18 protein-coding genes, 1 other RNA gene, 1 pseudogene and 1 riboswitch are annotated in these 21,004 nt (G+C 63.1%); of the genes and pseudogenes, 12 read left to right on the top strand and 8 right to left on the bottom strand.

All coding sequences use genetic code 11. The annotated features are described in order from the left end of the window. From IG629_RS18200 to IG629_RS18235, 8 genes and pseudogenes are all read left to right on the top strand, one after another. Positions 1-269, top strand: a pseudogene (locus IG629_RS18200) (hypothetical protein); the annotation flags it as partial. Next, on the top strand, positions 266-1,207 hold the full coding sequence (locus IG629_RS18205; protein ID WP_193173352.1) for a sugar kinase: 942 nt from the start codon (positions 266-268) through the stop codon (positions 1,205-1,207). The pseudogene IG629_RS18200 and the gene IG629_RS18205, both read left to right, overlap by 4 nt. 89 nt (positions 1,208-1,296) lie before the next feature. Continuing rightward, a complete protein-coding gene (locus IG629_RS18210; RefSeq protein ID WP_193173353.1) occupies positions 1,297-2,739 on the top strand; it encodes an inorganic phosphate transporter in 1,443 nt (480 codons plus the stop codon). Between the two features lie 183 nt (positions 2,740-2,922). Beyond that, a riboswitch (guanidine-I (ykkC/yxkD leader) is annotated at positions 2,923-3,029 on the top strand. A 112-nt stretch (positions 3,030-3,141) separates the two neighbouring features. Next, positions 3,142-4,215 (top strand): putative urea ABC transporter substrate-binding protein, encoded by a 1,074-nt coding sequence (locus IG629_RS18215; RefSeq protein WP_193173354.1) that lies wholly within the window; start codon positions 3,142-3,144, stop codon positions 4,213-4,215. 21 nt (positions 4,216-4,236) lie between these two features. Further along, positions 4,237-5,058 carry an ABC transporter permease gene (locus IG629_RS18220; protein WP_193173355.1) on the top strand — a complete coding sequence of 274 codons (822 nt, stop codon included), beginning with the start codon at positions 4,237-4,239 and terminating at the stop codon, positions 5,056-5,058. Then, positions 5,058-5,822: an ABC transporter ATP-binding protein gene (locus IG629_RS18225; RefSeq protein ID WP_193173356.1), complete on the top strand. Its 765-nt coding sequence runs from the start codon at positions 5,058-5,060 to the stop codon at positions 5,820-5,822. The genes IG629_RS18220 and IG629_RS18225 overlap by 1 nt, the downstream gene beginning before the upstream one ends. Further along, complete coding sequence (locus IG629_RS18230) at positions 5,806-7,017, top strand: agmatinase family protein (RefSeq protein WP_193173357.1); 1,212 nt, start codon at positions 5,806-5,808, stop codon at positions 7,015-7,017. Before IG629_RS18225 ends, IG629_RS18230 begins: the two co-directional genes overlap by 17 nt. 14 nt (positions 7,018-7,031) lie before the next feature. Beyond that, complete coding sequence (locus IG629_RS18235; protein WP_226886913.1) at positions 7,032-7,583, top strand: hypothetical protein; 552 nt, start codon at positions 7,032-7,034, stop codon at positions 7,581-7,583. Between the two features lie 6 nt (positions 7,584-7,589). Here IG629_RS18235 and IG629_RS18240 read toward each other — a convergent pair whose 3' ends face one another. The 3 genes from IG629_RS18240 to IG629_RS18250 all read right to left on the bottom strand — a co-directional run bounded on the left by IG629_RS18240 (position 7,590) and on the right by IG629_RS18250 (position 13,404). After that, positions 7,590-10,748 (bottom strand): efflux RND transporter permease subunit, encoded by a 3,159-nt coding sequence (locus tag IG629_RS18240; protein WP_193173358.1) that lies wholly within the window; start codon positions 10,746-10,748, stop codon positions 7,590-7,592. Continuing rightward, positions 10,745-11,866, bottom strand: a complete 1,122-nt coding sequence (locus tag IG629_RS18245) for an efflux RND transporter periplasmic adaptor subunit (RefSeq protein ID WP_193173359.1) — start codon at positions 11,864-11,866, stop codon at positions 10,745-10,747. Before IG629_RS18245 ends, IG629_RS18240 begins: the two co-directional genes overlap by 4 nt. Positions 11,867-11,982: 116 nt before the next feature. Continuing rightward, positions 11,983-13,404, bottom strand: a complete 1,422-nt coding sequence (locus IG629_RS18250) for a M20 family metallopeptidase (protein WP_193173360.1) — start codon at positions 13,402-13,404, stop codon at positions 11,983-11,985. A 226-nt stretch (positions 13,405-13,630) separates the two neighbouring features. Here IG629_RS18250 and IG629_RS18255 point away from each other — a divergent pair, with 226 nt between their 5' ends. Next, complete coding sequence (locus IG629_RS18255; RefSeq protein ID WP_193173361.1) at positions 13,631-14,473, top strand: isocitrate lyase/PEP mutase family protein; 843 nt, start codon at positions 13,631-13,633, stop codon at positions 14,471-14,473. A gap of 10 nt (positions 14,474-14,483) precedes the next feature. On the opposite strand, the gene IG629_RS18260 is transcribed toward IG629_RS18255, so the two are convergent. The 5 genes from IG629_RS18260 to IG629_RS18280 all read right to left on the bottom strand — a co-directional run bounded on the left by IG629_RS18260 (position 14,484) and on the right by IG629_RS18280 (position 16,663). Beyond that, positions 14,484-15,299 carry a TIGR00282 family metallophosphoesterase gene (locus tag IG629_RS18260; RefSeq protein WP_028467690.1) on the bottom strand — a complete coding sequence of 272 codons (816 nt, stop codon included), beginning with the start codon at positions 15,297-15,299 and terminating at the stop codon, positions 14,484-14,486. Further along, entirely contained in the window at positions 15,296-15,907 is a 612-nt protein-coding gene (locus IG629_RS18265) for a 5-formyltetrahydrofolate cyclo-ligase (RefSeq protein ID WP_193173362.1), read from the bottom strand. Before IG629_RS18265 ends, IG629_RS18260 begins: the two co-directional genes overlap by 4 nt. Before the next feature lie 28 nt (positions 15,908-15,935). Continuing rightward, positions 15,936-16,091, bottom strand: a non-coding RNA gene (gene ssrS, locus IG629_RS18270) — 6S RNA. A 13-nt stretch (positions 16,092-16,104) separates the two neighbouring features. Beyond that, positions 16,105-16,437 carry a cell division protein ZapA gene (locus tag IG629_RS18275; RefSeq protein WP_028467688.1) on the bottom strand — a complete coding sequence of 111 codons (333 nt, stop codon included), beginning with the start codon at positions 16,435-16,437 and terminating at the stop codon, positions 16,105-16,107. Between the two features lie 4 nt (positions 16,438-16,441). Next, positions 16,442-16,663, bottom strand: coding sequence for a hypothetical protein (locus IG629_RS18280; protein WP_193173363.1), 222 nt, complete (start codon positions 16,661-16,663; stop codon positions 16,442-16,444). Between the two features lie 285 nt (positions 16,664-16,948). Between IG629_RS18280 and tkt the strand changes: the two genes are divergently transcribed. From tkt to IG629_RS18295, 3 genes are all read left to right on the top strand, one after another. Continuing rightward, positions 16,949-18,967, top strand: a complete 2,019-nt coding sequence (gene tkt, locus IG629_RS18285; protein ID WP_193173364.1) for a transketolase — start codon at positions 16,949-16,951, stop codon at positions 18,965-18,967. A 65-nt stretch (positions 18,968-19,032) separates the two neighbouring features. Beyond that, on the top strand, positions 19,033-20,040 hold the full coding sequence (gene gap, locus IG629_RS18290; protein ID WP_193173365.1) for a type I glyceraldehyde-3-phosphate dehydrogenase: 1,008 nt from the start codon (positions 19,033-19,035) through the stop codon (positions 20,038-20,040). 27 nt (positions 20,041-20,067) lie between these two features. Then, entirely contained in the window at positions 20,068-20,997 is a 930-nt protein-coding gene (locus IG629_RS18295) for a class I fructose-bisphosphate aldolase (protein WP_193173366.1), read from the top strand. The last annotated feature ends 7 nt before the right edge of the window (positions 20,998-21,004 follow it).

Genomic DNA, 21,004 nt, shown 5'->3' on the forward strand with positions numbered 1-21,004 from the left:
GGCCCGCCGGTGCGGCCATCGTGAAGATCTTCCCGGCGCGGGAATGCGGCGGCCCCGGTTTCCTCAAGGCCGTGAAATCGGTCTACCCGGAAATCCCCTTGATGCCGACGGGCGGCGTTTCGCCGGAAACGGCGAAGGCCTATCTCGATGCCGGCGCACTCTGCCTCGGCATGGGCGGCGAACTCGTCTCTATCCCTGCCCTGAAGGCCAACGACCCAGGACCGATCCGGGAGGCCGTCGCCCAGGCTTTCGCCTCGGTAAATTCATGACCGGCTTTCCCGATCTTCTCTGCCTCGGAGAGCCGATGCTGGAATTCAATCAACAGCCGGACGAACGCTATCTCGCCGGGCATGGTGGCGACACCTCGAACGTCGCCGTGGCCGCCGCCCGGCAGGGTGCCTCTGTCGGCTATCTCACCCGGATCGGCCGCGATACGTTCGGCGAGAGCTTCATGGAGCTTTGGAAGAACGAAGGCATCGACACGCGCGGGGTCGAAACCTGCGCGGACGGTCACACGGGGATTTATTTCGTCACACACGGCCCGGACGGACACCGCTTCAGCTATCACCGCGCCGGATCGGCAGCGAGCCTGATGACTCCGGGCTTTCTGCCGCGCGAGATGATCCGGGACGCCAAGGTCCTGCACCTCTCCGGTATCAGCATGGCGATTTCCGACAGCGCCGCTGACACCGTGTTCGCAGCGATCGCGCTTGCGAAGGAAGCCGGTGTCAAGGTCTCGGTCGACCCCAACCTGCGGCTGAAGCTCTGGCCGCTGGACCGGGCCCGGGCCCTGACCCATGCCGCGATGGCTGACGCCGATATCGCCCTGCCCGGCCTGGACGACGCGACCCTTCTGACCGGGAAGAGCGATCCCGATGCCATCGCAGATTTCTATCTCAATCTCGGTGCCGGAATCGTCGCCCTCACCCTCGGTGCAGAAGGCAGCCTGATTGCCACCGCGACAGACCGGAGGCGGCTTCCGGGACATGCGACCGACGCCAGGGATGCCACCGGAGCCGGCGATACGTTCGACGGCAGCTTTCTGGCCGAATATCTCCGGACCGGTGATCCGTTCGCGGCGGGACGTCATGCCAATATGGCGGCCGCATTGTCGACCCGGGGCTTCGGCGCGGTCGGCCCGATGCCGCGACGTCCGGAGGTTGAAGCCGCCTTGGCCGGTTCCTCAGAACCCACATCTTCCGACTAGTGCTTTTCCTCACCGTTCCACTGACTCATACTGTGGCATCCAGGCGTCCCCGCTTCACTTAACGGGCAGCGCTCGACCGGGCCAATTACATGCAGCTTGATATCTCCAATCTTCAGAAGGCTCTCGGGCGCGGCGCGTTTGGCGGCGTCATCGGCCAACCGGTCACGTTGTCCTTCCGGCAAGGTCTGCTTGCGGTTGCTTTTGCCTGCATAGCACTGCTCATCGGCTATTTCTTCGGCAGTCCCCAGGACGCCGTCTTCTCGGCCTGCGTGGCTCTCGCCGGTGGCTATATGGCCCTGAATGTCGGCGCCAACGATGTTGCGAATTCCGTCGGCCCGATGGTCGGCGCGCGCGCTCTGCCGCTGGGAGCCGCCCTCCTGCTCGCCGCTGTCGCCGAAACCGCCGGAGCCCTGCTTGCCGGTGAGCATGTCGCCGGTCGGATTGCCTATCGCATCGTCGATCAGGATATGGTCCACGACCCCGTGCAATTCGTCATCGGCATGCTCTCGGCCCTTGTTGCCGCCGCCCTCTGGATCAATGCCGCCAACCTGCTCCGGGCGCCGATCTCGACGACCCACGCCATCATCGGCGGTATCGTGGGTGTAGCGGTCTTCGCAATCGGCGCCGATGCCGTCGCCTGGCCGGAAATCTCCCTGATCACGCTCGGCTGGTTTCTCTCCCCGATGGTCAGCGCCGCCGTCGCCGTTCTGATTTTCACCTTCATCAGGTCGGAACTGCTTGGCGTCCAGAACAAGGTGAGAGCCGCCCGCACCTGGATCCCGATCCTGATCGCCGCCATGGCCGCTCTCTTCACGCTCTACCTGATCGCAAAAGGGCTGGCCAATGTCTGGCGCCCGACCACGCCGGTTCTGATCACCACCGTGCTGGCCGCCTTCATCGCCGCACTGGCAGCGTCCGGCCCCTATATCCGCCGCAGTTCCATGGGGCTGGCCAACCGGAACCAGACCGTGCAGGTGCTGTTCCGTGTCCCCCTGATCGTCGCCGGCGGCTTTCTCGCCTTCTCCCACGGCGCCAACGACATAGCCAACATCGCGGGACCGGTGACTGCGATCCTGCATGTGCAGAAGACGTCCGATCTCAGCCTGTCGCTCGATATCCCGATCTGGGTGTTTGTGCTCGGCGCACTTGGGCTTTCCGTCGGCCTGCTGTTTTTCAGCTCCGGCATGGTGCGGGTCGTGGCGACCCGTATCACCAAGATCACCCCGGTTCGGGCCTATGCCATTGCCATGGCAACGGCTTCGACCGTTACCGCAGCCTCCTGGATAGACCTGCCGGTCAGCACCACGCAGATCGCCGTCGGCGCCATCTTCGGGATCGGCATCTTCCGTGAATATCAGACCCGGCGCGACCTGGAAAAACGGGTTCTCGAAGATGGCGCGACTAAGAAGAAACAGCGCCTGCTGATCCGGCGCGAGGACGCCATCCGCATTCTCGCAGTCTGGGTCATCACCTTCCCAGCCGCCGGCCTGATCGCCGCCACCGTGTTCTGGGGCATCAACCGGTTTCTCTGACCGCGTACGGCACGTCGGTCAACGCGCCATCGCTGCCTCCAATTTGGGCAACGCAGCATAGCCTTGATGAAAAATGCAGCGCCCCATGACCACTCGACCAGCACGCGTGCACAGCTGTTTTTCGATATTTCAACACCTTAAGAGATACATGAGCTTTGGCACGCGCCATGCAGATCAATGATTGTGCAGCGCGTCTAGGGTTCCGGCCGCAAATCGCGGCGCTGGTCCGAGAGATGCAATCCGGCAAACTGACATAGCCGGAGACACGGCGGGGCAAAATCCCGGGAGATCACTGCACAGGTTTGCTGAGCGCAAATCTCTCTCGGTTATGTGCTCGGCGGCCAAGACGACCATGGCTCCTTGGGGGAGCTTTGATCCATCGTTCTTGAAAGGAGCCGTCGCATGTTCCGTAAATCCCTTCTGAAATTCCTTCCTGCTGCGTTCGCCGCAACCCTTCTGCTCTCGGCGCCTGCTGCCGAGGCCGCGCCGAAGAAAGACTTCAAGGTCTGCTGGTCGATCTATGTCGGATGGATGCCCTGGGGCGAAATCCAGAATTCCGGCCTGATGAAGAAATGGGCCGACAAGTACGGCATCAATGTCGATATCGTGCAGATCAACGACTATATCGAGTCAATCAACCAGTACACGGCAGGTGAGTTCGACGGCTGCTCCATGACCAATATGGACGCGCTCTCGATCCCGTCAGGCGGTGGCGTCGACACCACCGCACTGATCATCGGCGACTATTCCAACGGCAATGACGGCATCGTCCTGAAGGGTGCGAAGGCTCTCGCGGATATCAAGGGCCAGACCGTGAATCTGGTCGAACTCTCCGTCTCGCACTATCTGCTGGTGCGCGGTCTGGACGGTATCGGCCTGTCCGAGAAGGACATCACCGTCGTCAACACATCCGACGCCGATATGGTCGCCGCCTATAGCACGCCGGACGTGACCGCCGTGGTCACCTGGAACCCGCTGCTGTCCGAGATCGCCGGTATGCCGGAATCCTACAAGGTGTTCGATTCCAGCCAGACCCCGGGCGAAATCATCGACATCATGATGGTCAATACCGAGGTTCTGAAGGACAATCCGGACTTCGGCAAAGCGTTGGTTGGCGCCTGGTACGAGATGATGGCCATCATGTCGAAGAGCGACTCCGCAGGCATGGATATGCGGACCGCGATGGCCAAGGCTTCCGGCACCAATCTCGCGGGTTACGACTCCCAACTCGCTTCCACCGCGATGTTCTACACACCGGCCGAAGCCGTCGCCTTCACCAAGGACCCGAAACTGATCACGACGATGGAGTTCGTCCGCCAGTTCCTGTTCGAGAAGGGTATCCTCGGGGAAGGCGCACCCAGCGTCGATTTCGTCGGCATCGAATTCCCGGGCGGCAAGACCCTGGGCGACACGGCAAACATCAAGTTGCGCTTCGATCCCGCCTATATGGAGATGGCGGCCGCCGGAAAGCTCTAGGCGGCCTCCGGGGCAGCCCCGGTGCGTCTCATCAACCAGAAGGTCTCGCGGCCGGCCGGCTTCCTGCTGGCCGCGATCCCGTTTGCCATCGTCATTATCGCCTACGTGTCGGCGAGCGGTGCACGCCTCGCCGTCAATCCGTCGGACAAGCTGCTGCCGTCCTTCGCCTCCATGGCGGAAGCCTTCTGGCGCATGGCAACACAGCCGGACCGGCGGTCGGGCTCCCTGCTGCTCTGGGCGGACACGGCGGCGAGCCTTGCCCGTCTTGCCTTGGGTATCGGCATCTCTGCCCTCCTCGCTCTCCTGCTCGGCGTGCCGATCGGCCTGATCCCGAAAATCCGAGGGCTGCTGAACGCGTTCATCGCAACCTTCTCGCTGATCCCGCCGATTACCGTGCTGCCGATCCTGTTCATCGCGGTCGGACTCGGCGAAGCATCCAAGATCGCCCTGATCATCATCGGCACGGCGCCGGTGATGACCCGGGCGATTGCCCTTGCCGTCTCCGAGCTACCGGTCGAACTGCTGGTGAAGGCCCAGACCCTCGGCGCCTCGACCTGGCAGATCATCCTGCGGGTCGTGCTGCCACAGATCTGGCCAAAACTGGTGGTCGCCATCCGGCTCGGCCTTGTACCGGCCTGGATCTTCCTGATCTCCGCCGAAGCCATCGCCTCCACCGAAGGGCTCGGCTACCGGATCTTCCTGGTCCGGCGTTACCTCGCTATGGACGTGATCCTGCCCTATGTCGCCTGGATCACCCTGATCGCCTTCCTGCTCGACCGAGCCCTCATGCTGTCCTCCCGGCGGTTTTTCCGCTGGGCCCATCTCGGCGGGGGCGGTCTCTGATGCTGACAATCCGTAACCTCGAAAAGGACTATGGCGGCGTTCCCGTGCTGGAGCGGATCTCGCTCGACATCAAGGAAGGCTGTTTCTGCGGCATTGTCGGCCCGTCCGGCTGCGGCAAGTCCACATTCCTGCGCATCCTGCTCGGCCAGGAAGCGCCCAGCCGGGGGGAATTACTGCTGGATGGCGTTCCCCTGCCGAACGAGCCAAGTACGGAACGCGGCATCGTTTTTCAGCGCTATTCCGTTTTCCCCCATCTGACCGCCCGCGAGAACCTGCTGCTGGCCCATGATTTCGAAGGCAGCCCGTTTCTCGGCCGCGCCTTCGGTACCCGGCGCCGGGAGGCCGAGCGGATGGCCGACCAGTTGCTGGACCGGACCGGCCTCGACCCGGCTCGGGATCGCTATCCGGCGCAACTCTCCGGCGGCATGCAGCAACGCCTCGCCATCGCGCAGGCGCTGATGAAACGGCCCCGCATGCTGCTGCTGGACGAGCCGTTCGGCGCGCTCGACCCCGGTGTCCGTCTGGAGATGCACGACCTGCTGCTGGAACTCTGGCGCGAACACGGCATGACCGTCTTCATGGTCACGCACGACATCTCCGAAGCCTTCAAACTGAGCACCCGTGTGCTGACCTTCGACAAGGTCCGCACCGACCCGCAATTCCCCGACGCCTACGGCGCCACGGTGACCTACGACCTGAGCGTCGACGGCACCGCCTTTCCCGACAATATCGAAAAGGATGATCCCAATGCTGAAGCTGGCTGACCGGCGCTCCGACCGCATGGCGGGCGTGCCTCTGCCCTTGAAACAGGACCGGCGGCATCACCATCCCGACTTCAACAAACGCGACATGCAGGGCTGGAAGGCTCTGGAAGCCGAGGCCGAACTTTCAGCCGATGGCTGGCGCCAGGAACAGAAATGGGCGCTCGAGATGGGTCTGCCCGGCTCGGACAGCCTGACGGACAAGTCAATCCCGACTTTCTCGCGCGGCGAGCTCCCGCATTTCGCCGGCATCAATACGTTCCTGAAAGCTCCTTACGTAGAGAATGTCCGCGACGTGGCGAAGTATGATGCCGCAGTCGTCGGCATTCCCTTCGATTCCGGGACCACCTACCGCCCCGGTACCCGCTTCGGCCCACAAGGCATCCGGCGCATTTCCGCGCTCTACACGCCCTACAATTACGAGCTGGGCGTCGATCTGCGCGAGCAGATGACCCTGTGCGACGCGGGGGACGTTTTCACGATTCCGGCCAATCTGGAAAAGAGCTTCGACCAGATCACGAAGGGCGTCTCCCACATCTTCTCCTCCGGTGCCCTGCCGATCATGCTGGGCGGCGATCATTCCATCGGCTTTCCCTGCGTGCGCGGCATCGCGCAATGCACCTCGAAACGCATCGGCATCATCCATTTCGACCGGCATATCGACATCCAGGAAAAAGATCTGGACGAACGCATGCACACCACTCCCTGGTACTGGGCGACGGAGATGGACAACGTGCCGGCAACCAATCTGGTGCAGCTCGGCATCGGCGGCTGGCAGGTCCCGCGCCCCGGCGTGAAGCAGGCCTACAAGAAAAATACCAACGTCCTCACCATCAACGATATCGAGCAGCTCGGCCTGGAGCGCACAGCGGAGATCGCGCTGGAACTCGCCTGGAAGGACGCGGACGCGGTTTATCTCTCCTTCGATATCGACAGCATCGATTGCGGCTTCGTGCCGGGCACAGGCTGGCCGGAGCCGGGCGGCTTCCTGCCGCGCGAGGCGCTGAAGCTGCTTGGCCTGATCGCCGCCGAAGGGATTTGCGGCCTCGAGGTGGTCGAGGTCAGCCCGCCCTACGACACATCGGACATCACCGCCCTGCTCGGCTGCCGGGTCGCCGTCGAGGCGCTGGGCTCGCTCGTGGCACATGGCAAGATGGGCTCCCACAAGGGGATCATCGACAAGCCGGTCAGCTACTGAGAGGCGGGGAGAACATGAAGATGCACAGCCATCACCATCATCCGCACCACCACCACGATCACGCGCACGATCATGCGCACGACCATCCCCATGATCACGGGCACGGGCATAACAGCCCGCCGCAAGCGGCAAGCCAGTGGCAGACGCCGCATCTGCCACACGACGCCCACGATCACGGCCACGATCCGGAGATCAGCGACGAGCGGAAGGATCTCGATCTGGTCGAGCAGGCTTTTGTCGAGGGCTTCCATGCGTCGAGCGACCCGACCAGCTTCCTGCGTCTCGCCAACATTCCCTTCAGCGGGAAGCGGGGGAGCGGAAAACAGGACGGCGGCAACGTGCTGCATCTGCTCCGGGTGGAGCAAAGCCGGGAAACAAATCTCGGCAGCGTGACGCCGGTTCTGGGGGGCGGATCATTCCGCTATGCCCCGCTGCCGGCAAAAATGGCTTCCCAGCAGGACAGGCTGAACTTCCTTTATCTGGACGGCGAGCAGGTGGTGAAACTGTCGCTGGACGAAGCAAGGGCATTACAGCCAGAGCACCAGGAGCCTGCAAAAACAGACTGAGCCTGATTACTCGGCGGGCTGTTCCTCGGCTTCGGCGACATCCCGGATGCCCTTGGCCTCTTCGAGCTCACGATCCAGCTTCTCCGCGGCATCGGCACGGGCCGCGGACAGGTTGGCCAGAGCGATATAGATCACCGGGGTCAGGTAAAGGGTGAAGGCCGCCGCCAGCCCGAGGCCGCCGAACACGACCCAGCCGATGGCGCCCCGCGCCTCGGCCCCTGGGCCTGTGCTCAGGATCAGCGGCAGGCCGCCAAGAATAGTCGAGATCATCGTCATGGCGATCGGGCGGAGGCGAACGAGAGCCGCCCGTTCGACCGCCTGACGCACTCCGAAGCCTCTGTCGCGAAGCTGATCCGCGAACTCGACCACGAGGATGCCGTTTTTCGCCATCAGCCCGATCATCATCACGAGACCGATCTGGCTGTAAATATTGACCGAAGTGCCGGTCAGCAGCAGCGCGTAGATCGCCGCCGCAATCCCGAAGGGGACGGTCAGCACCACGATAGCCGCACTGGTCAGGCTCTCGAACTGGGCCACCAGGACAAGGAACACCACGATCATTGCGATGGCATAGGTGATCGCGACCTCGTTCGAAGTTTCCTCCAGCGCTTCCGCCTCGCCCAGCAGGACCAGGCTCACATCGTCGGGCAGGATCTCGTCCGCGAGCCTTTGAACGTCATGAATTGCGGCGCTTAAAGGCAGGCCGGGCTTGAGGTCCGCATCCAGCTCCACCGCGCGGCGCTGGACATGCCGGTCCAGCTCGGCCGCCACGCCTTCCTCTTTCATGGTCACCAGACTGGAGATCGGGATGAGTTTGCCCTGGCTGGTCCGGACATAGAGGTTCGTCAGATCGGTCGGATCGTCTATCGCGCCGCCAATGGCTTCAAGGCGGATCGGGATGGACTCATCCCGCACGTTCAGATCGGCGATTTCCAGTCCGTCGATAGTGACCTGCAGAACATCCGAGAGATCCTCCAGACTGACACCGAGATCGGAGGCCCGGCGGCGGTCGATATTGATCGAAAGCTGCGGCTGCGTCGGCTGATAGGAAATCCGCACGTCGGACAGGTCCGGCAGCCGGTCCTCGATCGCGCGCGCCAGTGTCTTCGCAACCTCATAGAGCCGCAGATAGTCGTTGCCAACGAGCGCCACTTCAACGCCGCTTCCGGCGGAGCGGAGATTGAGGCTGTTCGGACTATAGGCCCGGACCCGGACGCCCGGGATCTGGCTCATCTTCTTGCGTATCTCGGACAGGATTTCCTGCTGCGACCGGCTGCGCTCGTCCCACGGTGCAAGCGGCGCGGAGATGAAGGTCCGGTTCAAATCCCAGCGCCCGACGATGGTGAAAATCGAGCTGATCTCCCCGCTATCGACATAGGGCTGCAGGATGGCCTCCATCAGGTCGGCCTGCTTGTTGCTGTATTCGAGACCCACACCGTCCGGCCCGTCTCCGCGGATATAGATCCGCCCGCGATCCTCCGACGGGAGCAATTCCTGGTCGAGAATATTGAAGGTGAGCCAGGCGCCACCGGCGAGAGCCAGCGACACGGCTATGACAAGGATCGGGGCCGAAAGAGCTCCCCTCAGCGTGACGCCGTAGAACCTCGCGAATGAATCTCCGATCCGCCCCATCACCGTTCTCAGCCCAAGGCGGTCTGGTCCCGCATCCGCGAGCCGTGCCGCAAGCGCCGGCACCAGGGTCAGCGCCACGAAGGACGAGATCATCACCGCGATGGCGAGGACAAAACCGAACTCGCGGAACAGCCGCCCGGCCGTGCTCGGCAGGAAGGAGATCGGCACGAAGACGGAGATCAGGGTCGCGGTCGTCGCGATTACCGCGAAATAAACCTGGCGCGTGCCGAGGACGGCCGCAGCCCTGCCACCAAGCCCCTGGGCGCGGCGGCGCTGGATATTCTCAAGCACGACAATGCTGTCATCGACGATCAGGCCTGTTGCCAGAACCAGAGCCAGCAAGGTCAGGATATTGATCGAGAAGCCGAAGGCCCAGATCGCGGCAACCGATCCGACCAGCGCGACCGGAATGGAAACGCACGGGATCAGCGTCGCGGCGGGAGAGCCGAGGAAGACCCAGAGCGTCACGATGACGATCAGGACCGCGAGCAGCAGGCTGAACAGAACCTCCGAGACCGAGCCTTCGATAAAGAGCGCATCGTCTGACGTCACCATGACCTCGATCTTGTCGAAGCGCCGGTTCAGACCGGCAATGGCCTTGGCGACATTCTCCGAAATCTCGATGGTGTTGGATTGCGCCTGCCGGATGACGCCGAGACCGATCACCTCCTCGCCATTCACCCGGACCAGGCTCTCGGGATCTTCCGGCCCGAAGAAGACCTGGGCCACGTCCCCGATCCGGACAGCGCCCCGGATGATGATGTCCTCGACCTCTCTCGCCGACTCCACCGTCGCGTTCGCGCGCACCAGCAACTCCTGGTCCGTCGACGCGAAGCTGCCTGCGGGGATATCGAACGGAGCGCTTTGCAGCACGGCAATGACATCGGCGACGGACAATGCGAAAGCGCTCAGCCGCATCGGGTCGAGCACGACCCGCAGCAAGCGCGCCCGGTCCCCGTACTGGGTCACGTCGGCAACGCCGTCGATAGAGATCAGCTCCGGGATGACGTCCGTTTCGACGACATGCGCCAGCTCCTCTTCCGTCAGACCGTGCCCGAATACGGCGAGCCGCATCACCGGGCTCGCATCCGCGTCGGCCTTGATGACGGTCAGTTGCTCGACATTCTCCGGCAACTCACGTTGAACGCGGCTCACCGCCTCGCGGATATCGGACGCGGCCACATCGAGATCAGCCGAGGGGCTGAACTCCGCATGCAGACGGAAATTGTTCTCCTCGCTCGAGGAGCGGATACGCTTTACCCCGTTGACCCGGGCGACCGCGCCTTCGACCAGACTTGTGACCTCACTGTCCATGGTCTCCGGCGAGGCACCGTCGAGAATGCCGCGAACGGAAACGACCGGCCGATCCACATTCGGCAGCTCGCGCACTTCCACCGCCATAATCGCCGCGACGCCGGCGAGAGCGATGAGAAGATTGAGGACAAGCGCCAGCCAGGGACGGCGGACGCTGATGGATGGCAGATCGTTTTGTAACGGGGACGGGGAGGAGGATGGGCCTCCGTTCGTCGTCATGATGTGGTCGCGTCCTGATACGCCTTGACCGGTGCAGCTTCAGGGCCGGCTCCCGGCAGGATCTCGACCTTGGTGCCTTCGCGCATGCGATGCAGCCCCTGGGTCACAACCTTGTCGCCCTGCTCGAACGCACCGTTGAGCAGCACGGTCGAAGCCTGCCGCTGGACAATGGAGACCGGCAGACGCCTGGCGACGCCATTGGAAATCGCCCAGACAAAGGATCCGTCGCCACCCCACTGGATTGCCACCTCGGGCACGCTTGCGCGCTCCGGTCCCTCGACATCAAGCGTGACCCGGAAACTCATACCGGGGCGAAACCGATCATCAGGATTTGGAATCCGCGCACGCACAACGAAAGTCCGCGTCGCTTCGTCGATCCGGCTTCCGGTGTCGTAGATCGTGCCATCCTCGACCGGCCCTGACTCTCCGCTCCAGAGAGCGAGGCCGACCGGGTCGCCGACAGCAATCCTGCCATGCATGGCTTCCGGCACCTCGAAGCGGATCAGCAAAGCCGACCGGTCGTCGAGAACCGCTATTTCGGTGCTGGTATCCACCCGGTCGCCCACATCGATATCGGTCATGCCGATACGGCCGGAGAACGGCGCCAGGACATAACGATCGTCAAGCGCGACCTGCGCCCGCTCAAGCTCGATCTTAGCAGCATCGACCGCCGTCACAGCGTCGTCGAGCGCGGCCTGGGTCGAGGCGCCGCTCCTGCGGAGCTTGCTCAGCCGTTCGGCGATACGTTGAGCGGCCTCAAGGCGAACACGGGCCAGATCGACGGCGAGCGTCTCCGACTTGTGGTCCAGTTCGAGAAGGACCTCGCCCTTGCCCACCTTCGCGCCGGTAGCAACCGACACCCCGGTCACATGCCCGTTCGTGACCGGATGCAGCCGTGCGGACTGAAAGGCGCGCGCGGTTCCGACGGCTTCGGTCCGGAGCCTCTCCTTGAGGAATTTCACATCGGCGACGACAACGGCTGCCGCACGGCTCTTCTTGCCCGCGCTTTGTTCGTCCGCCATTTCCTCGATGCCGAAAATGGGACCGCGATAAAACCATCCGCCGGCCACAATGACGGCCCCTACAAGCAATATCAGTAGTTGACGAGTCACGCTCATCCGAACCGTCCCATTCCGCGCATTGGACTACCCGAATGCGATGCCGAAGAGTGTAGTGCTCCGTCGGGTTTTGTCTATTGCAGCCGCGAATAGATCTGTGAAAAGAGCTGGCCGGATTATTCCGTCCGGGGCTGAATCGGCGGCTGCACATCGTCGGGGATTGGGCACCGATAGGGCGTCTTTGCCATACGGGCGGCGTGATCGGCCTTCGCAGCGGCCAGCAAGTCAGCGTCGCGAACCAGATCGACCGCAGTCCCGGCCATCGCTTTGGCAGCATAGATCATGCCCTTGTGCGCGGCGGGAGCCTTTCCCTGGGCCGTGATCTGCCAGGAATGTCCCGGCGTGCCGATGGCATGGGTGGCAACCCGCGCCTCAATGGTCGGCACCGCCCAGCTGACATCGGACACATCCGTCGATCCGGGCATCGAGACGCCTTGCGCATCGAACGGCACGACGAAGTCGCACAGTGGCGTGTCTTCCCGTTCCTCGACGCCGGCCTTGCGATACTCGCTGCCGATATCTTCCGGCGAAAGGGTCGCCTGGATTTCGGCGGCATATTTTCGGTCGTCGGCATCGAAAGGAACAGGGCCGAGACGCTGCAAATTCTCGAACATGGTCCTGCGCATCGGCTCGTTGTCGAGCATGTTCGATACGGCGCTGACGATCTGGGCGGTCACGCTCGTTTCGGTCATGAGCGCTGCGCCCTCGGCAACCTTTTTCACCCGTTCGACAAGCGTCTGCATGGAGGCCAGCTCTCCGGCCCGCACGGCATAACGTACCTTGGCGAAGCCCTGCACCACGTTCGGCGCAACACCGCCGGCATCCAGCATCGCGTAGTGGATACGGGCATCCGGCGGCATATGCTCGCGCATGTAATTCACGCCGACATTCATCAGTTCCACGGCATCCAGCGCACTGCGGCCAAGATGCGGCGCCGAGCTCGCATGGCTGCTGCGTCCGGTGAAGGAGAAGTCGATCCGGGTATTGGCCAGCGAATTCGCCTTCTGAACCTTGGTAACGCCCGCGGGGTGCCAGGTGACGGCCGCGTCCACATCTTCAAAGGCACCGGCACGGACCATGAAGCCCTTGGCGGCACCACCCTCTTCGGCGGGACAGCCGTAATACCGGACCCGGCCCGGCGTGCCCGTCTTCTCCAGCCAATCCTTCAGACCGGCCGCGGCCAGCATGGCGGCGGAGCCGAGCAGGTTGTGCCCGCACCCATGGCCATGCCCGCCCTCTTCAACCGGCTGCGGCTCGGCGATATTGGCGACCTGGCTCAGTCCCGGAAGCGCGTCATATTCGCCCATGATGGCGATCACCGGACCGCCCTCGCCCGCCTCGCCCATCACGGCGGTCGGAATGCCGGCAACGTTCTCGGTTACGCGGAAGCCCTGCTGTTCCAGCATCTTCCGGTGCTCCTCGACAGAGCGGTATTCGGTGTAGCAGATCTCGGGCATGCCCCAGATCCGGTCAGCCAGCTCGATGAACGTCTCGCGGTGCTCATCGACAAGATCCCAGATCAGCTCGGCATTCGACATGGCAGTCTCTCCTGGACGCATTTTCTCGACCGGATGCAGGCCCGGAAAGGCAGGAAGTCTCAGGGCGGGGCAGCGCAAGGGTCGCTTGGAAGGACAGAAACGATGCGCCGGAGCTGCTACCGGGTCAAGTGCGGCGCACGAACGGCATAATATCTCTTTTGGTTATTTTTGTTCTTGATTTGTTCGCATCATGATAAAGATGATCGCTGCCAATCGGAGACAGACAATGCCGTCACAGACCGAGAAATTCGAAACATTCAGATCCCTGCATTTCGGGGACCGGGCATTCGTCATGCCGAACCCGTGGGATGCCGGCTCGGCACGCATTCTCACGCATCTGGGGTACGCGGCGCTGGCGACGACCAGTGCGGGATATGCCTTTTCCGTCGGCAAGCGGGATTCCTTCGCCGGATTGAGCCGGGAGGAAATTCTAACCAATGCGGCGGCCATTATCGCGGCGACGGACCTGCCGGTTTCAGCCGATCTCGAGGACGGCTTCGGCGCTGGCCCGGAAGCATGTGCGGAAACAATCAGGCTGGCGTCGGATATCGGGCTGGTTGGCGGCTCGATCGAGGACGCGACCGGCAATCCGGACGCACCGATCTACGACTTGCACCAGGCCACGGAACGGGTCAGGGCAGCGGCTGAAGCCGCGAAAGGCCGCTCGTTCCTGCTCACGGCACGGGCTGAGAACTATCTCTGGGGTAAACCAGATTTGGTAGACACGATCGACCGGCTCCAGGCCTTTTCGGAAGCTGGCGCGGATGTTCTCTACGCTCCGGGCCTGCCCGATATCGACGCCATTGCAACGGTCTGCCGCGCAGTCGACAAACCGGTAAATGTGGTGATGGGCCTGCAAGGCAAGGCCTTCTCCGTAGACGAGCTTTCGGAGGCCGGTGTGCGCCGCATCAGTGTTGGCGGCTCCTTTGCCCGCGCTGCCCTTGGTGCCCTGAAGCGAGCCGCAGAGGAAACGCTCAACACCGGAACATTCACTTACGCCGAAGACGCCATGCCGGATGCGGAGGTCGCCAGTCTAATGTCGCCGGAGAAACGCTCGATCAAGCAGTAGAAAGAGCGGCTCAGAAGTCCGGAAAGGCCTCGGAAAGCAGACCACCGAGGCGGACCGGGGCGACGCGGGTGGCGAGGCCTGTGGCGTCGTCGCTTTCGATCAGCAGGCCGGACACTGTCGCCGGGCCCTCGGCGACTTCCAGCCGGGGCCGTCCCCATTTGGACAGGAACCGCTCGACCGGCGCCTCTTTCTGCATGCCGATAACGCCCTCATAGGAGCCGCACATCCCGGCATCGGTCATATAGGCCGTCCCGCCCGGGAGAATCATGTGATCGGCCGTCGGGATATGGGTGTGCGTCCCGACGATGGCGCTGATCCGGCCATCGAGAAAATGACCGAGCGCCAGCTTCTCGGACGTCGCCTCGCCATGCATGTCGATAAAGATGAAATCCGCGCCATAGCCGAGCGGGCATTCCTCGGCGATCTTCTCCGCGGCGACGAACGGATCGTCGCTGGTATCCATGAACAGGCGGAGGATGACATTGGCGACGAGCACGAAGCGGCCGTCAGCCGTCGGGAACAGGCCGCTGCCCTTGCCTGGCGTGTCGGCGGGATAATTGGCCGGACGCAGCAAACGGGGCTCGGCGTCGAAATAGGTCAGGATCTCGCGCTTGTCGAAAGCATGGTTTCCGGTGGTGATGACATCGGCACCGGCATCGAAAAGCGCTTCGGCGATATCCGGCGTGATACCGAAACCTCCGGCTGAATTCTCGCCGTTCACGATGGCGAAATCGACGGCGAGCTGCTCGCGCAGTTCCGGCAGGTGATTCTGCACCGCCTCGCGTCCGGACCGGCCGACCACGTCGCCGAGAAACAACACTCTCATGCGGAAGATCCTTCGAATTCGGTCATGCCCGTCTCCGTCAGCATGGCGTCAAGGCGTTGGTCCGTCGCCTCGCGCGGCACCGCCGGGACCCGCTGCGCTTCGTATGCAACGCCGACGGCTCGCACGGATTTCAGGCCGCGCAATTGTTCCAGCGTACGGTCATAGAAGCCGCCGCCATAGCCGAGCCGGCAACCGGTATCGTCGAACGCGAGCATGGGAACGAGCAGCAGGTCGGGCTCAAGCTCCGGCGCCCCGATATCCGGGACCAGACCGCCCAGCCCCGCCTTCACCAAAGGTGCCCCTGGCCCCCAGAGTCGGAATTTCAGGGGAGCGGCTTTCCGGACGACGACCGGCAGCACAATGCGATGGCCGAGCGCGTGCAGGGCTGTCATCAGCGGGCGCGGATCGATCTCTGTCCGGAATGGCCAATAACCAGCGATGACAGGCGCGTCGGCGCGCGGCGCGGCGTCGAGAAAAAGATCGCGGATAGCTGTGCCGGCAGTCTCGCTCAGCGCGTTATGCGCGATGCCGCGCTTTGCCTCGATCTCACTGCGCAGGGCCGCTTTGTCGGCGGCGAGAGTGTCATTGAGGGGCGTGGATGCAGGCACGAGCGGCTTTCATTTTTGGAGGTATGCGGACGGCGCCACCTCGACCGTTGGCCGTTGTAACCCTCTGTGGCCTGCAAAGCAGGTGGGCGCCGCATAACGAGGCCAGGGCCCCGCCAGAGACAGCTCCCGAAGGATCGATTATAGCCCCAGGGATTGTGTGACCTGACAAATCGCGCAGCCACCGTCCACGGGTATATCTAGGCGCGTTCCAGCTGGTCCGCAATGCTCTCGATCCGTCCGGCCATCGCATTGAGGGCCGAGACGATCTTTTCCTCGCCGTCACCGAGGGACACGGAGCCCCCCTCCGTGGAGACTTCCCGCTCGATCTCGCGCAGATCGACGAGTTCGTCCGCGATCAGCAGGGAGGCCATGACCAGCAGCCTTGTATCGCCGATCTGACCGATCTGATCGACCAGATCCTTCACATGGGAATCGACCATGGCGGCGAGGCTGGCGATGCGGCTTTCCTGGCCGTCTTCGCAGGCGATCCGGTAATTCTTGCTGTTGATGGTGATTTCGACCTGGGCCAATGAACTATCCTTCCAGCACGAATTTCAGGCGGCCGATGGTCTTGTCCAGTTTCTCGCTGACCTCATCGGTGACCTTGGACAGTTCGGCATATTCCTTTTTCGCCGCATCGAGTTCGGCCTGCAGCTCGGCCGACCGGGAACTGAGTTCGACCGCATGGTGAGCGGCCGAATCCAGCCGCTCGATGGCGGCTTCCAGACGGGCGGCGGCTTCGTCGAGTCGGGACATCCGGTCCGATCCTTCCAACACTTTGGATTCCGGGCATCACGCGCCCGGCGGCAGAAGCATACAAAGCCGGATATCAAGGCGTCAACGCGCGCCCTTGGCACGTCCCCCGGCATACCGGGAAAACCCGCATAAACTACAGAGTTGACGCGCGCGAGGCGGGACGGCATTTTCACCGCGCCTTTTAAGGGGCTGAGACGGTGTTCCTGCGCCCGCCCCGCTCATCAGTTGCGGCCTCCCGTCCGGCCCTGTTCCGGAGAAGGGCGCCGCCGAACACGATTGACGCTCATGAACACGACATCTTCTGCTGCAAGCGACGGTACCGAAAGCGCCGTTTCGCACGATATGCTCGCGAATGCCATCCGCGCCCTGTCGATGGACGCGGTGGAAAAGGCCAAGTCCGGCCACCCCGGCATGCCGATGGGCATGGCCGACGTCGCGACCGTGCTGTTTTCCGAGTTCCTGAATTTCGACCCGAAGGCGCCGAACTGGCCGGACCGCGACCGGTTCGTACTGTCGGCCGGCCACGGCTCGATGCTGATCTATTCTCTGCTGCACCTGACCGGCTATGAAGACGTCACGCTGGACGAGATCAAGAATTTCCGCCAGCTCGACTCGAAGACGCCGGGCCATCCGGAATACGGCCATACGAGCGGCGTCGAGACCACGACCGGCCCGCTCGGCCAGGGTCTGGCCAACGCGGTCGGCATGGCACTCGCCGAGCGCATGAACAATGCCCGCTTCGGCGACGATCTGGTCGATCACTACACATACGCGATCGCCGGCGACGGCTGCCTGATGGAAGGTATCAGCCACGAGGCCGCCTCCATGGCCGGCCACCTGAAGCTCGGCAAGCTGGTTGTGCTGTTCGACGATAACGGCATCTCCATCGACGGCTCCACCGACCTGTCGGTCTCCGACGATCAGCTGATGCGGTTCGAGGCCTATGGCTGGCATGTCAGCCAGGTCGACGGTCACGATGCCGAGGCTGTTTCAGCCGCCATCGAAGCCGCGAAGGCGGATGACCGGCCGTCCCTCGTCGCCTGCCGGACCAAGATCGGTTTCGGCGCGCCGACCAAGGAAGGCAAGTCCTCCTCCCACGGCGCACCGCTCGGCACCGACGAGATTGCCGGCGCCCGGGAAAATCTCGGCTGGAGCGCTGCTCCGTTCGAAATTCCGGCGGATGTGCTGAAAGCCTGGCGCGCCATCGGTGCCGCACGGGCCGAGGCTCACATTGCCTGGACCCAGCGCTACGACACTGCTGAAGCCGGAAACCGGAAAGCTTTTGATGCGGCTCTGTCCGGCAAGCTGCCTGCCGGTGCCGAAAAAGCCATCAAGGACCTGATCGCCAAACATGGCGAGGAAAAGCCGAAACTCGCCACCCGCGTCGCTTCCCAGAAAACACTGGAAGTGCTGCAACCGGCGATCCCGGCTCTGGTCGGCGGCTCGGCTGACCTGACCGGCTCCAACAACACCAAGGTTGGTGGCCAGGACGGGGTCAGCGCCGACAATTATGGCGGCCATTACATCTATTACGGCGTGCGTGAGCATGCCATGGCCGCTGCCATGAACGGCATGGCCCTGCATGGCGGCCTGATCCCCTATGGCGGCACCTTCCTGGTCTTTACCGACTATTGCCGCCCGTCGATCCGTCTCTCCGCCCTGATGGGCCTTCGGGTGATCTATGTGATGACCCACGATTCCATCGGTCTCGGCGAAGACGGCCCGACGCATCAGCCGGTCGAGCATATGGCCGCGCTCCGGGCCATCCCGAACCTGAACGTGTTTCGCCCGGCGGATGCGATCGAGACCGCCGAATGCTGGCTCGCCGCGCTGCAGGACGAGCATCGCCCGTCTGTCCTCGCGCTGACCCGCCAGGGTCTGCCGACGGTGCGCAGCGGCGACACCTCTGAGAACCTGTCGGCCAAGGGCGGCTACGTCCTTTCCGACGCGTCCGGTGATCGCAAGGTGACGATCCTCGCCACCGGCTCCGAGATCGAGATCGCCCTGGAGGCCCAGAAGACCCTGGAAGCCGATGGCGTCGCCACGGCCGTGGTTTCCATGCCATCCATCGAGCGTTTCAAGGCTCAGGATGCCGACTACCGCAAGCAAGTGCTCGGCTCCGGCACACTCATGGTCGCGGTCGAGGCCGGTATCCAGCAAAGCTGGGACGCCCTGATCGGGCTCGACGGTATCTTCGTCGGCATGAACTCATTCGGCGCATCCGCGCCAGCTGGCGACCTCTACAAACATTTCGGCATCACCAGCGATGCCGTCGTGTCCGAGGTCAAAAAACGTCTGGGATAATCCCATCTGCGCCGCCCATCGGGGCGGCGTTCTTGTAAGAGACTGTAAAATCTGGAGGAAAACTGATGAGCGTCAATGTTGCCATCAACGGGTTCGGGCGGATCGGCCGTCTGGTTCTGAGGGCACTCGCGGAAAGCGGACGGGACGACATCAAGGTCGTCGCCATCAACGATCTGGGTCCGGTTAAGACAAACGCGCATCTTCTGAAGTGGGACAGCAACCACGGCCGCTTCCCGTTCGATGTCACCGTCGTCGACGACACCATCGATTACGGCAAGGGCCCGATCAAGGTGACCGCCGAACGCGACCCGGCGAACCTGCCGCACAAGGAACTCGGTGTTGATATCGTGCTGGAATGCACCGGCCTCTTCACCAAGCGCGAAGACGCGGCCAAGCACATCGCGGCCGGCGCCAAGCGCGTGATCATCTCCGCTCCGGGCACCGGCGTCGACCTGACCGTGGTCTATGGCGTGAACCATGACCAGATCACGGCCGAGCACACGGTGATCTCAAACGCTTCCTGCACCACCAACTGCCTTGCCCCGGTCGCCTATGTGCTGAACGAAGCCATCGGCATCGAGCACGGCTACATGACCACGATCCATGCCTATACCGGTGACCAGCCGACGCTGGACACCATGCACAAGGATCTCTATCGCGGCCGCGCCGCAGCCAGCTCGATGATCCCGACCACGACCGGTGCCGCCAAGGCCGTCGGCCTGGTGCTGCCGGAGTTGGCGGGCAAGCTGGACGGCACCTCCGTTCGCGTGCCGATGGCCAATGTCAGCCTGATCGATCTGAAGTTCGTGCCGAAGCGCGAAACCACCGTCGAGGAAGTCAACGCCGCCATCGTCAAGGCAGCGGGCGGCAAGCTGAAAGGCGTCCTCGGCATCAATGACGAGCCGCTGGTCTCCATCGACTTCAACCACAACCCGAACAGCTCCACTTTCGACCTGAGCCAGACCCAGGTGGTCGAAGGCAAGCTGGTCCGCGTGATGAGCTGGTACGACAACGAATGGGGCTTCTCCAACCGCATGCTGGACACCACCGCAGCGGTTGCGGCGACCCTTTAAAGACCTGAGAGAGAAGGACCGAAGGCGATGAAAATCACCCAACGCGTCAAGCGCATCCTCGACAATTACGAAAGCGATTGCCCGGGCACGAAAGCCAATCTTGCCCGCATCCTGATGCAGGGCAAGCTCGGCGGCACCGGCAAGCTCGTGATCCTGCCGGTCGACCAGGGCTTCGAGCACGGCCCGGCCCGCAGCTTCGCACCGAACCCGGATGCCTATGATCCGCACTACCATTTCAAGCTGGCGATCGATGCCGGTCTCTCCGCTTATGCCGCTCCGCTCGGCATGATCGAGGCCGGTGCCGACACCTTCGCGGGTCAGATCCCGACGATCATGAAGGTGAACAGCTCCAACAGCCTCGCCCGCGACAAGGACGGACCGAGCCAGGCGATCACCGGCTCCGTGCAGGAAGCCGTGCGTCTCGGTTGCTCCGCCATCGGCTTCACCATCTATCCAGGCTCCGACAATGCCTTCGAGATGATGGGGCAGATTCGCGAGATGGCGGAAGAAGCCAAGGCTTACGGCCTCGCAGTCGTGGTCTGGTCCTATCCGCGCGGTGGCGATCTCACCAAGAAGGGCGAAACCGCGGTCGATATCTGCGCCTATGCCGCCCACATGGCCGCCCTGCTCGGCGCCCACATCATCAAGGTGAAGCCGCCGACCGAGCATCTTGAGCTGGACGCCGCCAAGAAGTCCTACGAAGCCAACAAGATCGCCATCGGCACCATGGCCGAGCGGATCGAGCATGTTGTGCAGTCCTGCTTCAACGGCCGCCGCATCGTCGTCTTCTCCGGCGGCGAAGCGAAGGATCTCGACGGTCTCTATAACGAGATCCGCGGTCTGCGCGACGGTGGCGCCAACGGCTCCATCATCGGCCGTAACACTTTCCAGCGTCCGCGCGAGGAAGCCATGGCGATGCTCAACACCATCATCGACATCTACAAGGGCAAGGCGTAAACCTCGC

It is taken from the genome of Nisaea nitritireducens, from assembly GCF_014904795.1.
Lineage (GTDB): Bacteria > Pseudomonadota > Alphaproteobacteria > Thalassobaculales > Thalassobaculaceae > Nisaea > Nisaea nitritireducens.